At 64.5% G+C, this 13,390-nt stretch carries 11 protein-coding genes; 8 read left to right on the top strand and 3 right to left on the bottom strand.

Going from position 1 to position 13,390, the window contains the following annotated elements; translation table 11 throughout:
• The first annotated feature begins 31 nt into the window (after positions 1-31).
• The 8 genes from ACNJX9_RS15290 (at position 32) to ACNJX9_RS15255 (ending at position 10,896) form a co-directional block, all read left to right on the top strand.
• Positions 32-1,984, top strand: coding sequence for a hypothetical protein (locus ACNJX9_RS15290; RefSeq protein ID WP_057749093.1), 1,953 nt, complete (start codon positions 32-34; stop codon positions 1,982-1,984).
• Between the two features lie 409 nt (positions 1,985-2,393).
• Positions 2,394-3,746, top strand: coding sequence for an MFS transporter (locus ACNJX9_RS15285; RefSeq protein ID WP_439409444.1), 1,353 nt, complete (start codon positions 2,394-2,396; stop codon positions 3,744-3,746).
• A 125-nt stretch (positions 3,747-3,871) separates the two neighbouring features.
• On the top strand, positions 3,872-4,777 hold the full coding sequence (locus ACNJX9_RS15280; protein WP_439409443.1) for a LysR substrate-binding domain-containing protein: 906 nt from the start codon (positions 3,872-3,874) through the stop codon (positions 4,775-4,777).
• 137 nt (positions 4,778-4,914) lie between these two features.
• Positions 4,915-5,859 carry a 5-dehydro-4-deoxyglucarate dehydratase gene (gene kdgD, locus ACNJX9_RS15275; RefSeq protein ID WP_439409442.1) on the top strand — a complete coding sequence of 315 codons (945 nt, stop codon included), beginning with the start codon at positions 4,915-4,917 and terminating at the stop codon, positions 5,857-5,859.
• A gap of 26 nt (positions 5,860-5,885) precedes the next feature.
• Positions 5,886-7,229 (top strand): glucarate dehydratase, encoded by a 1,344-nt coding sequence (gudD, locus tag ACNJX9_RS15270; RefSeq protein ID WP_439409441.1) that lies wholly within the window; start codon positions 5,886-5,888, stop codon positions 7,227-7,229.
• An 81-nt stretch (positions 7,230-7,310) separates the two neighbouring features.
• Positions 7,311-8,759, top strand: a complete 1,449-nt coding sequence (locus ACNJX9_RS15265) for an aldehyde dehydrogenase family protein (RefSeq protein WP_439409440.1) — start codon at positions 7,311-7,313, stop codon at positions 8,757-8,759.
• Positions 8,760-8,898: 139 nt separating this feature from the next.
• Positions 8,899-10,440 (top strand): galactarate dehydratase, encoded by a 1,542-nt coding sequence (gene garD / locus ACNJX9_RS15260; RefSeq protein ID WP_057749078.1) that lies wholly within the window; start codon positions 8,899-8,901, stop codon positions 10,438-10,440.
• 186 nt (positions 10,441-10,626) lie between these two features.
• Entirely contained in the window at positions 10,627-10,896 is a 270-nt protein-coding gene (locus tag ACNJX9_RS15255; protein WP_439409439.1) for a hypothetical protein, read from the top strand.
• 51 nt (positions 10,897-10,947) lie between these two features.
• Here ACNJX9_RS15255 and ACNJX9_RS15250 read toward each other — a convergent pair whose 3' ends face one another.
• The 3 genes from ACNJX9_RS15250 to ACNJX9_RS15240 all read right to left on the bottom strand — a co-directional run bounded on the left by ACNJX9_RS15250 (position 10,948) and on the right by ACNJX9_RS15240 (position 13,316).
• Positions 10,948-11,304, bottom strand: a complete 357-nt coding sequence (locus ACNJX9_RS15250; protein ID WP_439409438.1) for a hypothetical protein — start codon at positions 11,302-11,304, stop codon at positions 10,948-10,950.
• 247 nt (positions 11,305-11,551) lie between these two features.
• The gene (locus tag ACNJX9_RS15245; protein ID WP_439409437.1) at positions 11,552-12,163 is read right to left on the bottom strand and encodes a DUF2147 domain-containing protein; all 612 of its coding nucleotides are present in this window, start codon (positions 12,161-12,163) and stop codon (positions 11,552-11,554) included.
• Positions 12,164-12,287: 124 nt separating this feature from the next.
• Positions 12,288-13,316, bottom strand: coding sequence for an NAD(P)/FAD-dependent oxidoreductase (locus tag ACNJX9_RS15240; RefSeq protein ID WP_439409436.1), 1,029 nt, complete (start codon positions 13,314-13,316; stop codon positions 12,288-12,290).
• Positions 13,317-13,390 lie beyond the last annotated feature (74 nt).

Raw genomic sequence — 13,390 nt, 5'->3', positions numbered from 1 at the left:
CGCCTCAACTTTGCCGTTGAAGACGCGGGCCATGATCCCAGTTTCCCCTCGCCGTTTCCTTGCGGGTGCCCTGCTTTTGGCCGGGCTCCTCACCGTTCTGCCGCTTCAGCGCGTCCTCGCGCAGGATGCCGGCGCCATGCAGATCAATTGGGAGGTCCGCAACCGCTTCCGACTGTTCCGCGAGGAACGCGACTTCCTGCTGCATGTCGAAAATGCTCGTAACCGCAGCATTCTCGCCGCCGAGCAGTCGCTGGAGCTGCAAAGCGAAGGCCGTGGCTGGGCCCGCAACATGGTCAATCGGCTCTGCATCGATTTGCAGGGCCGGGTCAACCAGCCCTGCACCCGTGACAACGTCAAAGAGAACTACCTCACCCCGGTCGACCACCCCATCACCGTGCGCCTGGCCGGCGCGGTGCCGGTCGGCGCCACCTGCGCCTGGTCGTTCGACGACGGTGACGGGCCGCAATCCTCCACCTTCGACTGCGCCGAACCGGTCAATCTGCGGGTCCGCTACGGCAAGCAGACGGTCGCAACCGTCGACGTCTCTTCCGGCTCCGATCCGACCCGGCGCCTTCAGACCGAGATCCAGGTCCGCGACATCTTCATCGCCGGCCTTGGCGACAGCATCGCCTCCGGCGAGGGCAATCCGGACCGGGCGCTGGCGCTGTCGGACGAGGGCTTCTGCTTCCGCTCCTATCTCGGCACCGGCGGCGGACAGTATTACCGGCCGAGCCGCGCCGGCTTCAAGGGCGGACGCGCCTGCGAGGCGCCGGATACGCTCGCCAACTGGCAGCGCTATGGCGCGCTCTGGTTCAACTCGCCGTGCCACCGCTCGCTCTACAGCTACCAGGCCCGCACCGCGCTCGCGCTGGCGGTGCGCTACACCCATATCGCCGTCACCTATCTGCCGCTCGCCTGCACCGGCGCCAGCATCAGCGACGGGCTGCTCGGCTCGCAGCGCGCCCGCGAGTGCCCGCCCGGCAAGTCCGGCGTCTGCAACACCAGCGTGAATGCGCAGGTCGCCGAATTGCGCGAGGCACTGACCGCCGCGAAGAAGCGTCAGCCGGATCGCAATCTCGATCTGGTGCTGCTCTCGATCGGCGCCAACGACGTCTACTTCTCCGGCCTGGTCGCCGACGTCATCGTCGACACCGCGACCGAACGTGCCCTGTTCCGCCGCTCCGGCGTGATGGCGAGCGTCGACGATTCCCGTGACGCGCTCCAGCGCGAGCTGCCGCAGAATTTCGTCCGCTTACGCGAGGCGCTGAAGCCGCTGCTCGGCGGCGATCTCTCGCACGTGGTCTATGTCTCCTACGCCAATCCGGCGCTCGCCGACGGCGGCGTGCCCTGTCGCGGCGGCCGCAGCGGCTTCGACATCCACCCCGCTTTCAGCGCCGATCCGCAGCGCCTCGCCCGCGTCTCGACCTTCGTCGACACCGAGTTCCTGCCGCAGTTGAAGGGGCTGGCCACCTGCACGCAGGGTGCGCTGTGCCGCGATCCCGAGGCCGACCGCATGACCTTTGTCGATTCCCACCAGGCCGCGTTTGCCGATCACGGCTTCTGCGCGCATGCCGGAGGCGATCCCGAATTCGACCGCACCTGCTTTGCCGAGAACGGACAGAGCTTCAATCCGGACATCGTGTCGGCGGCGAGCCAGCCGATGCTGTGCGGCCGCGGCGCCTCGGAGTATCGCGCCTATCTACCGCGCGCCCGCTGGATCCGCGATGCCAATGACAGCTATTTCGCAGCGATGACCTATCCGCAAGGATTGCCGGCGGCGAGCCAGCCGAATGACATCCACGACGCGACCTGGGGCGTGCTCTCGGCGGTTTACGGCGGCGCCGTGCATCCGAGCGCCGAAGGCCACGCCGCGATGGCGGATGCCACGCTGCCCGCCGCAAGCGCCGTGCTTGGCCTGGACGCGGTGCCGCCGGGTGTCACGCGCGGATTGCTGCCGCCGCTGCTGGGCGGTACGCAGCAGTAGAAGCAAAGCAATCTCCCACCGCGCCGTGTTGCGAACTCGCACTCTCCACATACGCGGTGTCATCGCCCGCAGGCGGGCGATCGAGTACTCCACGGCAGGCTGATTGAATCGAGGAGCTGCGGGATTCCCCGCCTGCCGCCTACGCTAAAGCTTCGGCGCCCCTGGACCTCAACGGCGGCGAAGCCTTGGCGTAGCCGGGTCGCGGGGAACGACAGTGGTGTGCGTGACGCAAGCTCGTCACCCTCAACATCGCGCCTGCATTTTGGCAATTTCACGCTCGTTTCCACTCCCCGTCGTTCCATCAATTCAAAACCGGCATCAATCGATACCCCCTTCAACTTGGACACTTTCCCACGCGCGCCTCTAGGAGTCGCCGTGAGGAAACATTTCAAGTTCTAAGGAGCGCCTGATGAGCGCAGTGGTGTCCACAACGGACGTGAAGAGGTCTCGCGTCAGGCTATTCATCGTGACCATGCTGTTCCTGGTCACCACGGTCAATTACGCCGACCGCGCCACGCTCTCGATCGCAGGTCCCGCCCTCTCCAAGGAACTTCATCTCGATCCGGTCGCCATGGGCTGGATCTTCTCGGCCTTCGGCTGGTCCTATGTCGTCGCCCAGGTGCCGGGTGGCTGGCTGCTTGACCGCTACGGCTCGCGCCTCGTCTACGCCTTCAGCATCATCGTCTGGTCGCTGTTCACGATGATGCAGGGCTGGGTCGGATTCCTCAGCGCCGGCGCCGCCGTCGCCGTGCTGTTCGCGCTTCGCCTCCTGGTCGGCGTCGCGGAGGCGCCGTCCTTCCCCGCCAATGCCCGCATCGTCGCGGCCTGGTTTCCCGGCAACGAGCGCGGCACCGCGTCGGCGTTCTTCAACTCAGGGCAATATTTCGCGACAGTGATCTTCGCGCCGCTGATGGGTTGGATCGCCCATGATTACGGCTGGCGCTACGTATTCTTCGTGATGGGCGGTCTCGGCGTGATCATGGGCCTGGTCTGGGTCAAGACCGTGTACGGACCGAAGGAGCACCCCGGCATCAACGAGGCCGAGTTCGACTACATCAGAGATGGCGGCGCGCTGGTCGATCTCGATGCGCCCAAGGACGATCTGAAGCGGGCACGCGCGCCCGAGGCCGGCTCCGGCTGGGACCACATCCGCCAGCTGCTCTCCAACCGCATGATGCTCGGCGTCTATCTCGGCCAGTACTGCATCAACACGTTGACCTATTTCTTCCTGACCTGGTTCCCGGTCTATCTCGTCAAGGAGCGCGGCCTGTCGATCCTGCAAGCCGGCTTCGTCGCGACGCTGCCGGCGCTGTGCGGCTTCATCGGCGGCGTCCTCGGCGGCATCATCTCCGATGCGATCCTGCGCCGGACCGGCTCGCTGACCATGGCGCGCAAGATTCCGATCGTCGGCGGCATGCTGCTGTCGATGTCGATCATCGCCTGCAACTATGTCGACGGCCAGGCGCTGGTGGTCGGTTTCATGGCGCTCGCCTTCTTCGGCAAGGGCATCGGCGCGCTCGGCTGGGCTGTCGTCTCCGACACCTCGCCGAAGGAAGCCGGCGGCGTCTCCGGCGGCCTGTTCAACACTTTCGGCAATCTCTCCTCGATCACCACGCCGATCGTGATCGGCTACATCCTCGCCGCGACCGGCTCCTTCAACGGCGCGCTGGTGTTCGTCGGCGCCAACGCGCTGGTGGCGGCGTTCGCCTATCTCGTCATCGTCGGCAAGATCGAGCGGGTGACGCTCAAACGTTCCTCCTGAGGGCTCCCATGGGAGCTTGACCAGGCAACTCAACGGCGGCCCTCAAAAGCCGCCGTCTTTGTTTTTGGAGGTGATCGATGCTAGAAGTGCCGGGGAAACGCCTTATTCATCTAAGGCATGTATCGATGTTCGACCTCAACCAGCTCCGCTGTTTCGTCACGGTGGCGGAGGAACTGCATTTCGGCCGCGCCGCCGCGCGACTGAACATGACCCAGCCGCCGCTGTCCCGGCAGATCCAGGTGCTGGAGCACATCATCGATGCGCCGCTCCTGGAGCGCACCAGCCGGTCGGTGCGCCTGACCCCGGCGGGCCGCAGCTTCCTGCCCGAGGCACGCCGTATCCTGAAGCTTGCCGAAAGCGCCTCGCAAGTGGCTCGCCGCATCGCGCTCGGCAAGACCGGCTCGGTCAAGATCGGCTTCACCGCCGCCGCCGCCTACGGCTTCCTGCCTGAGCTGATCGCGGCCTGCCGGGCCAGGCTGCCGGAGGTCGACTTCTCGCTGAAGGAGATGGTTTCCGGTGACCAGTTCGAGGCCCTCACCTCGGGCCAGATCGATGCCGGCCTGCTGCGGCCGCCGATCGCGCGGCCCGAGCTTGCCAGCCGCCGCGTCGTCGCCGAGCCCCTGCTCGCCGCCATTCCGAAGAAGCATCCGCTGGCCAATGCCGAGAACATCACCATCAAGGACTTCGACGACCAGCCCTTCGTGATGTATTCGCCCTATGAAAGCCGCTACTTCCACGACCTCTTGGTTGCGCTGTTCACCCGCGCCGACATTCTGCCGCGCTATGTCCAGCACCTCAGCCAGATCCATTCGATCCTGGCGATGGTGCGCGCCGGCCTTGGCCTTGCCATCGTGCCGGCCGCGGCCGCCGGCCTCAAGATCTCCGACGTGCGGCTGCGGCCGCTGAAGCTGCGCAACCGCGTCCCGGTCGAGCTCTTCATGGTCTGGCGCCGCGACGACGAGAACCCGCTGCTGTCGGCGCTGGTCAAAATCGCCAGCGAATTATCGTCCGCGGAGATCGTGGAGGATTGATGCTCAATCCGCATCGGTCGATATAGGCTTTGGCTTGGACGCGCATCGAACGGTCTCCTAAACAGCGGCCCATGGACGCGTGCCTCAGTGCCTCAGTGAGCGTCCCGGACACACACGAGAGCAGGGAGCAGCGCCCCGTGAGCAAGATGACCCCGCAGGAAATGGCCCAGAAGATCGGATCGGGCCTCCTGTCCTTCCCCGTCACGCCGTTCAAGGCGGACTACTCCTTCGACGAAGCGACCTACCGCGCCAACATGGACTGGTTGTGCGGCTACGAGGTTGCAGGCCTGTTCGCCGCCGGCGGCACCGGCGAGTTCTTCTCGCTGACCCCGACCGAGGTTCCTGAGGTGGTCAAGGTCGCCGTCGACGAGACCAAGGGCCGCGTGCCCGTGCTCGCCGGCACGGGTTATGGCACCGCCATCGCCCGCGAGATCGCTGTTGGCGCGGAAAAAGCCGGCGCGGATGGCCTCTTGCTGCTGCCGCCCTACCTCACCCATTCCGAGCAGGACGGCCTTGCCGCCCATGTCGAGGCCATCTGCGCCGCCGTGAAGATCGGCGTCATCGTCTACAACAGAGACAACGCCATCCTGCAGCCCGACACGCTCGCTCGCCTCGCCGAGCGTTGCCCGAACCTCGTCGGCTACAAGGACGGTATCGGCGACATCGAGCTGATGACCCGCGTCTACACCAAGCTCGGCGATCGCCTGACCTATGTCGGCGGCCTGCCGACCGCTGAAACCTTCGCACTGCCCTATCTCGACATGGGCGTGACGACCTATTCTTCGGCCGTGTTCAATTTCGTGCCGGAGTTCGCCACCAATTTCTACGCCGCCGTGCGCAAGCGCGATCATGCGACCATCCACGCCGGGCTGAAGGATTTCATCCTGCCGCTGATCGCGATCCGCAACCGCAAGAAGGGCTATGCGGTCTCGATCATCAAGGCCGGCATGAAGGTGATCGGCCGCGATTCCGGCCCGGTCCGTCCGCCACTGACCGACCTGACCGAGCAGGAGATGGCGGAACTGACCGCGCTGGTGAAGAATCTGCCCGCCATCCCATCGTCACAACAGGCTGCAGAATAACAGGCAACAATAGGGAGAAGCGCGCGATGGCCCAGACGGATATATCTGGCGCACCGATTGTCACGGCGATGCAGGTGATTCCGGTCGCCGGCCGCGACAGCATGCTCCTCAATCTGAGCGGCGCGCATGCACCGTTCTTCACCCGCAACATCGTCATCCTCACCGACAATGCCGGCCATACCGGCGTCGGCGAGGTGCCGGGCGGGCAAAAGATCTGGCAGACACTGCAGGACGCCCGCGAACTCGTGATCGGCAAGACCGTCGGCGCAATGAACAACATCCTCGCCGATATCAGAACCACCTTCGCCGACCGCGACGCCGACGGCCGCGGCAAGCAGACGTTTGACCTGCGCGTGATGATCCACGCCGTCACCGCCGTTGAATCCGCCCTGCTCGATTTGCTCGGCCAGCACCTCAATCTGCCGGTCGCAGCTCTGCTCGGCGAAGGCCAGCAGCGGAGCAGCGTCGAGACGCTCGGCTATCTCTTCTTTGTCGGCGATATCAGCAAATCCAAGCTCGACTACGTCAAGGGCGAGACCGGCAAGGCGGAATGGTTCAACCTCCGCCATCAGGAGGCGATGACGCCTGAGACGGTCGTCCGGCTCGCGGAGGCCACGCAGGACCATTACGGCTTCGCCGACTTCAAGCTGAAGGGCGGCGTGCTGCGCGGCGAGCAGGAGATCGAGGCGGTCACCGCCATCGCCAAGCGCTTCCCCAACGCCCGCGTCACGCTCGACCCGAACGGCGCCTGGTCACTCGATGAGGCCATCAGCCTCTGCAAGAACATGCACGGCATCCTCGCCTATGCCGAGGACCCCTGCGGTGCCGAGGCCGGCTTCTCCGGCCGCGAGATCATGGCCGAGTTCCGCCGCGCAACCAGCCTGCCGACTGCGACCAACATGATCGCGACTGACTGGCGCCAGCTCAGCCATGCGCTACGCCTCGGCGCGGTGGACATTCCGCTCGCCGATCCCCATTTCTGGACCATGCAAGGCTCCGTGCGCGTCGCCCAGACCTGCCGTGACAACGGTCTGACCTGGGGCTCGCACTCCAACAACCACTTCGACATTTCGCTCGCCATGTTCACCCATGTCGGCGCCGCCGCCCCCGGCAAGGTCACCGCGATCGACACCCACTGGATCTGGCAGGATGGCCAGGCGCTGACCAAGGAGCCGTTGCTGATCCGCGGCGGCAAGATCGCGGTTCCGGATCGTCCGGGCCTCGGCATCGAGATCGACCGGGCGGCCATCGAGGCCGCGCATGAGCTCTACAAGAAGCATGGACTCGGTGCCCGCGATGACGCTATTGCCATGCAGGATTTGATCCCGGGCTGGACCTTTGACGACAAGCGTCCCTGCCTCGTTCGCTAAGAAACTGAGGCATGGTCCCGGAAAAGTGGGTACCGGTTTTCCGACCTGGATCATGCCCCCTTAAATGACTTGGAGGACTGTATGACTGCGATCCTGAAAAACTTCATCGGCGGCGAGTGGGTCGATGGCTCCGGCGTCACCAGGAATATCAACCCCTCCAACACCAATGATCTCGTCGGCGAATATGCCAAGGCCGACAAGGCGCAGACCGAGAAGGCGATCGCCGCCGCGAAGGCCGCTTTCCCGGGTTGGGCGCAGTCGACGCCGCAGGTGCGCTACGACGCGCTGAACAAGATTTCCACCGAGATCCTCGCTCGCAAGGAAGAGCTTGGCCGCCTGCTCGCCCGCGAGGAAGGCAAGACGCTCCCCGAGGGCATTGGCGAGGTCGCCCGGGCCGGCCAGATCTTCGCGTTCTTCGCCGGCGAGGCCCTGCGCCTGATCGGCGAGAAGGGCGCCTCGGTGCGTCCCGGTCTCGATGTCGAGATCACCCGCGAGCCGGTCGGCGTCGTCGGCATGATCACGCCCTGGAATTTCCCGATCGCCATTCCCGCCTGGAAGATCGCGCCCGCGCTCTGCTATGGCAACACGGTCGTGTTCAAGCCGGCCGAGCTGGTGCCCGGCTCGGGCCACGCGCTCGCCGAGATCATCACCCGCTCCGGCATCCCCGCCGGCGTCTTCAACCTCGTGGTCGGCTCCGGCTCCGTCGTCGGCCAGACCCTGCTTGAGCATCCGGATGTCGCAGCGATCTCCTTCACCGGATCGGTGCAGACGGGCCGCAAGATCGCGCAGGCCTGCGTGCTCTCGAACCCGATGAAGAAATTCCAGCTCGAGATGGGCGGCAAGAATCCGCTGGTCGTGCTTGACGACGCCGATCTGAAGACCGCCGTCGAGGTCGCCGTCAATGGCGCCTATTTCTCGACCGGCCAGCGCTGCACCGCCTCGTCGCGCCTGATCGTGACCGAAGGCATTCATGATCGCTTCGTCGCCGCGGTGGCCGAACGTCTGAACAGCCTGTCGGTCGACGATGCGCTCAAGGCCGGCGTGCATATCGGCCCGGTGGTCGACCAGAGCCAGCTCGACCAGGACCTGCGCTACATCAAGATCGGCCAGGACGAAGGTGCCAAGCTCGCCTTCGGCGGCGAGCTGCTCAAGCGCGAGAACCCCGGCCATTACCTGCAGCCGGCGCTGTTCACCGAAGCCAGCAACAACATGCGCATCGCGCGTGAGGAAATCTTCGGGCCGGTCGCCGCCGTCATCCGCGCCAAGAACTACGAGGAGGCGCTTGCGTTCTCCAACGATACCGAGTTCGGCCTCGCTTCCGGCATCTGCACCACCAGCCTGAAATACGCCTCGCACTACAAGCGCAACAGCGAGTCCGGCATGGTGATGGTCAATCTGCCGACCGCCGGCGTCGACTATCACGTGCCGTTCGGCGGCCGGAAGGGCTCGAGCTACGGCCCCCGCGAGCAGGGCTCCTATGCGCGCGAGTTCTACACGACGGTGAAGACGGCCTATACCTATCCAGGTTGAGACCTCGATCGTAGGGTGGGTTAGCGCAGCGTAACCCACCTCTTCAACTTCCGCGGAGAGAGACAGTGGTGGGTTACGCCGAGTGATTGCGCTTCGCGCAATCACGGGGCTTGCCCACCCTACAAATCCGGAGTCCTTCATGGACCAGCACGTCGCAGCGAAAGAGCAGCCCCGCTACATCAAGCTCAACGCGCGCGACAATGTCGCGATCGTGGTCAATGATTTCGGGCTTCCTGCCGGCTCTCGCTTTGCCTGCGGACTGACGCTGCGCGCCTTTGTGCCGCAAGGACACAAGACGGCCCTGGTCGACATCGCCCAAGATGAGCCGATCATCCGCTATGGTGAGGTGATCGGCTACGCGCTGTCGCCGATCCTGGCCGGCGAATGGGTCGATGAAGCCCGCATCCGCATGCCGGAGGCCCCTGCCCTCGACAAGCTCGAGATTTCGACCGCCGTCCCCGCGCCGCTGCCGCCGCTCGAAGGCTTCACCTTCGAGGGATACCGCAATGCGGACGGCTCGGTCGGCACCAAGAACATCCTCGGCATCTCTTCCTCCGTACAATGTGTCAAGGGCACGATGGAATACGCGGTAAAGCGCATCCGCGCCGAGCTGCTGCCGAAGTACCCTGGTGTCGACGACGTCGTGCCGCTGACCCACGCCTATGGCTGCGGCGTCGCCATCACCGCGCCGGATGCGGTCGTGCCGATCCGCACGCTGCAAAACCTCGCGCTGAACCCGAATTTCGGCGGCGAGATCCTTGTCGTTGGCCTCGGCTGCGAAAAGCTTGCACCCGAACGGCTGGTGCCGGAGGGCGTGAACGATGCCATCGTCCGCATGCAGGACGAGGCCTTCGACGGTTTTGGCGCCATCGTCGACGCGATCATGACCCAGGCCGAGGCGCGGCTGAAGGTGCTCAATTCCCGCAAGCGCGAGACCTGTCCCGCTTCCGACCTCGTCATCGGCCTGCAATGCGGCGGCAGCGATGCCTTCTCCGGCGTCACCGCCAATCCTGCCGTCGGCTTCGCCGCCGACCTCTTGGTGCGCGCCGGCGCCACCGTGATGTTCTCCGAGGTCACCGAGGTGCGCGACGCCATCCAGCTGCTCACCCGCCGCGCCATCAACGAGGATGTCGGCCGCGCGCTGGTGCGCGAGATGGCCTGGTACGATTCTTATCTCGCCCGTGGTGGCGCCGATCGCAGCGCCAACACCACGCCCGGCAACAAGAAGGGCGGCCTCGCCAACATCGTCGAAAAATCTTTGGGCTCGATCGTCAAGTCCGGTTCGTCAGCCATCACCGGCGTGCTCTCGCCCGGCCAGAAGGCGACGCAGAAAGGCATGCTGTTCGCGGCAACGCCGGCGTCCGACTTCATCTGCGGCACGCTCCAGCTTGCCTCGGGCATGACGCTGCAAGTGTTCACCACCGGCCGCGGCACGCCTTACGGCCTGGCCGCCGCGCCCGTGATCAAGGTCGCGACCCGCACTGAGCTTGCGCGGCGCTGGAAGGACCTGATCGATTTCGACGCCGGCGGCATCGCCACCGGCGCCAAGACCATCGAGGAAACCGGCTGGGACCTGTTCCGCCTGATCCTCGATGTCGCCTCCGGCCGCACCAAACCGTGGTCGGATCGCTGGGGCATCCACAACGATCTGACGCTGTTCAATCCAGCGCCGGTGACGTGAACCGGCGCCATCCGGTGAAACCGGCCTGAAACAAAGGCGCGAAAAGCTTCGCCTTCGCTTCATGATGGTCGCGCCACGCAACCAAATAACTCCATCATGGAACACGAATGTTCGCACACAAGCGAACCTCTCGCCGCACTGCCGCGACCAAATCTGCGATTGTCATTTTCTCACGGAGATTTCGAAATGCGTATTCTCTTGATGATTGCCGTGACCGGCGCGATGATTGCGAGCACGGCCAGCGCATTTGCCGGCGAACTCCCCTCCTACGAAGTGAAGTCGTTTCCGATCTCGGCGGTGCAAGTGCAGGTGCTCGGCGGCGCCGGTGTGGAGGAACAGTCGACCGCGCCCACGATGATCGTCGCCGGAATGCCCGCCTCGCCCGTACAGATGTCGGTCCTGACACCACGCGTGAAGCGGCTCGCCAGCACGACCTCCGACAGCGAAGCGCGCTAGATCATCCGCAATTCGCAGCGCTCGCATCCCGTGCGGGCGCTGCAAGCATTTTCAGGTCATGCTGCCCGGCATGAAGCACCGCACATGCGGGTGGCCGTCGAGATAATGCTTCCACACCATGGTGCGGCCGATCTTGTTCGGCTCGGTGATCACGGCGCCATCGGGAACGATGACCCACTCGTCGTCGAGATGGACACGGTAGTGTCCCTTGTCGGACTCCCAGTCCACATCGGCGACCACATAGCCGTCGGCGTCCGAGCAGCACAACCCATACTCGCTGCGCAGGCTCTCGAACCACGGCTTGAGCGGTGAGTTGGCATAGCGGCCGTCATCGCGCGCGAGCGCCGATGTTGCCAGCAGCAGGAGCAGTCCAGGCACCATCGCCGGACACGATCTTGCAAGTCTCATATGGTCTTCTCGCGGATCGAATTGCGCCACGAGGCACAGACGAGGCCGCTCACGCCTTTTGAACAGGCGCGAAACGACGACTCGTTCCCCCAAGCGGCTTTGCGACAGCTATGCAAATCCGGCGCCAGGGCGCATTCCGGGGAACTACTGGCGCAGTCGTAGGCGGCATTGGCCTTTCGACGAATGCGCTCGCCTGCAGAAATAGCAGTGCTGTGTGAGGCGGCGGCCGCAACGGCCGCGCGGCAGCCTACTTCTTCGCCGCCGGCGCCATCATCATCGCACCGCCCTTCTTGGTCGCGGACGGCGGTGTCTTTGCGGCGGCGGCTTGCGCGGGAAGATATTTGGCGATGATCGCGGGATCGACCTCGGCCAGATTGGCATCAGGCAGGCGCTGCCAGGTCTCGTCCTTGCCGAACAGCGAAATGCCGAGGAAACCACGCATGGTCAGCGTTTGCCCGTCCGGGCTGACAGTCATCTTGGCTTTCCAGATGTTGCCGTCACGCGGATTGACGACGTTGCCGCCCTCATATTTCAGCCCATCGCGCTTCATGTCGCGAATGAAGGAGAGCCCGAGCACCGGCTGATTCTTGCGATCGTCAGTGCATTTCGCGCAGACCTCGTTCGGATCATCGCCGGGACGGGGAAAGGTCTTGGCGATGACGCCTTCGAAGATGCCGTTGTGATCGACGAAGAGAAACCAGCCCACCGGCCTGCCGTCTTCGACCTTCTGCCAGAGCCCCGCTGCGGTCGGCTGCTGAGCCGGCACTTGCGCCGCAGCCGGCTTCGCCGCGCCTATCGACAGGGCGAGGGCGAGCGTCAGAAGCGAGAGCAGCCGAAAGCTCGAAAAAGGATTCCGCATCATCATCACCTTGCTAAGCCAAACACCTTGCTCGTCAAGACCGGATTGGCCGCAGACTACGGCGATTTCGCGAACGATTCCAGCACCAGAACCATGGGACGCTACGCGCCCGACACCGGCGCCACTAATTGACACCAAGCTTCTTTTGCAGGCTGGAGGAGGAGGTCGTGTACTGGAACACGAGCCGCTTCTCCGGATAGACATAACGGTGGGCTTTTTGCGACATCAGTGCGCCTTCATGGAAACCGCACAGGATCAGCTTGATCTTGCCGGGATAGGTGTTGATGTCGCCGATCGCGAAGATGCCTGACACGTTGGTCTCGAACGCACTGGTCTCGACCGGCACCAGATTATTCTCCAGCGCGATGCCCCAGTTCGCAACCGGACCGAGCTTCATGGTCAATCCGAAGAACGGCAGCATGGTGTCGCAGGCGATCTCGCTGACATTGTTGTCGTTGCCCTTGACCGTGGCGCCGGTCAGCTGGCCGTCAGCACCTGACAGCGCGGTGACCTGGCCGAGCCGCAAATCCATCTTGCCGGCGGCAACCAGCGCGCGCATCTGCTCGACGCTGTGGGGCGCGGCGCGAAAATCGTCGCGACGATGCAGCAGCGTGATGCGCTTCGCGAGCGGATGCAGATTGAGCGTCCAGTCGAGCGCGGAATCGCCGCCGCCGACGATCAGCACGTTCTTGTCGCGGAAGGTTTCCATCTTGCGCACGGCGTAGTGCACCGAGGTGCCTTCATAAGCTTCGATCCCCGGCACCGGCGGACGCTTGGGCTGGAACGAGCCGCCGCCGGCCGCGATCACCACCACCTTGCATTCGAACACCTTGCCGGTGTCGGTGGTGCAGCGAAACAAGGGATCGCCGATCTTCTCGACCGTCTCGACCATCTCGCCGAGATGGAAGGTCGGGTGGAACGGCTTGATCTGCTCCATCAGCGCGTCGGTGAGCCCCTGCCCCGAAACCTGCGGAATGCCGGGAATGTCGTAGATCGGTTTTTCCGGATAGAGCTCGGCGCACTGGCCGCCGACCTTGTCGAGGATGTCGACGAAATGCGCCTTCATGTCGAGAAGGCCAAGCTCGAAGGCGGCGAACAGACCGCAGGGGCCGGCGCCAATAATCAGCACATCGGTTTTGATCATGTCGCTCATGTCGTCTCTTTATCGGTCGTTATCGGTTGGACGGCGCCCGGCGGGCAGAGGTGACCCCGCCTGTCTAGCCAACG

Source organism: Bradyrhizobium sp. BLXBL-03 (assembly GCF_051853015.1).
In the GTDB taxonomy this organism is placed as follows: Bacteria; Pseudomonadota; Alphaproteobacteria; order Rhizobiales; family Xanthobacteraceae; genus Bradyrhizobium; species Bradyrhizobium manausense.
The sequence above is the reverse complement of the archived record's forward strand: the minus strand, read 5'-3'. Positions and strand labels throughout refer to the sequence as shown.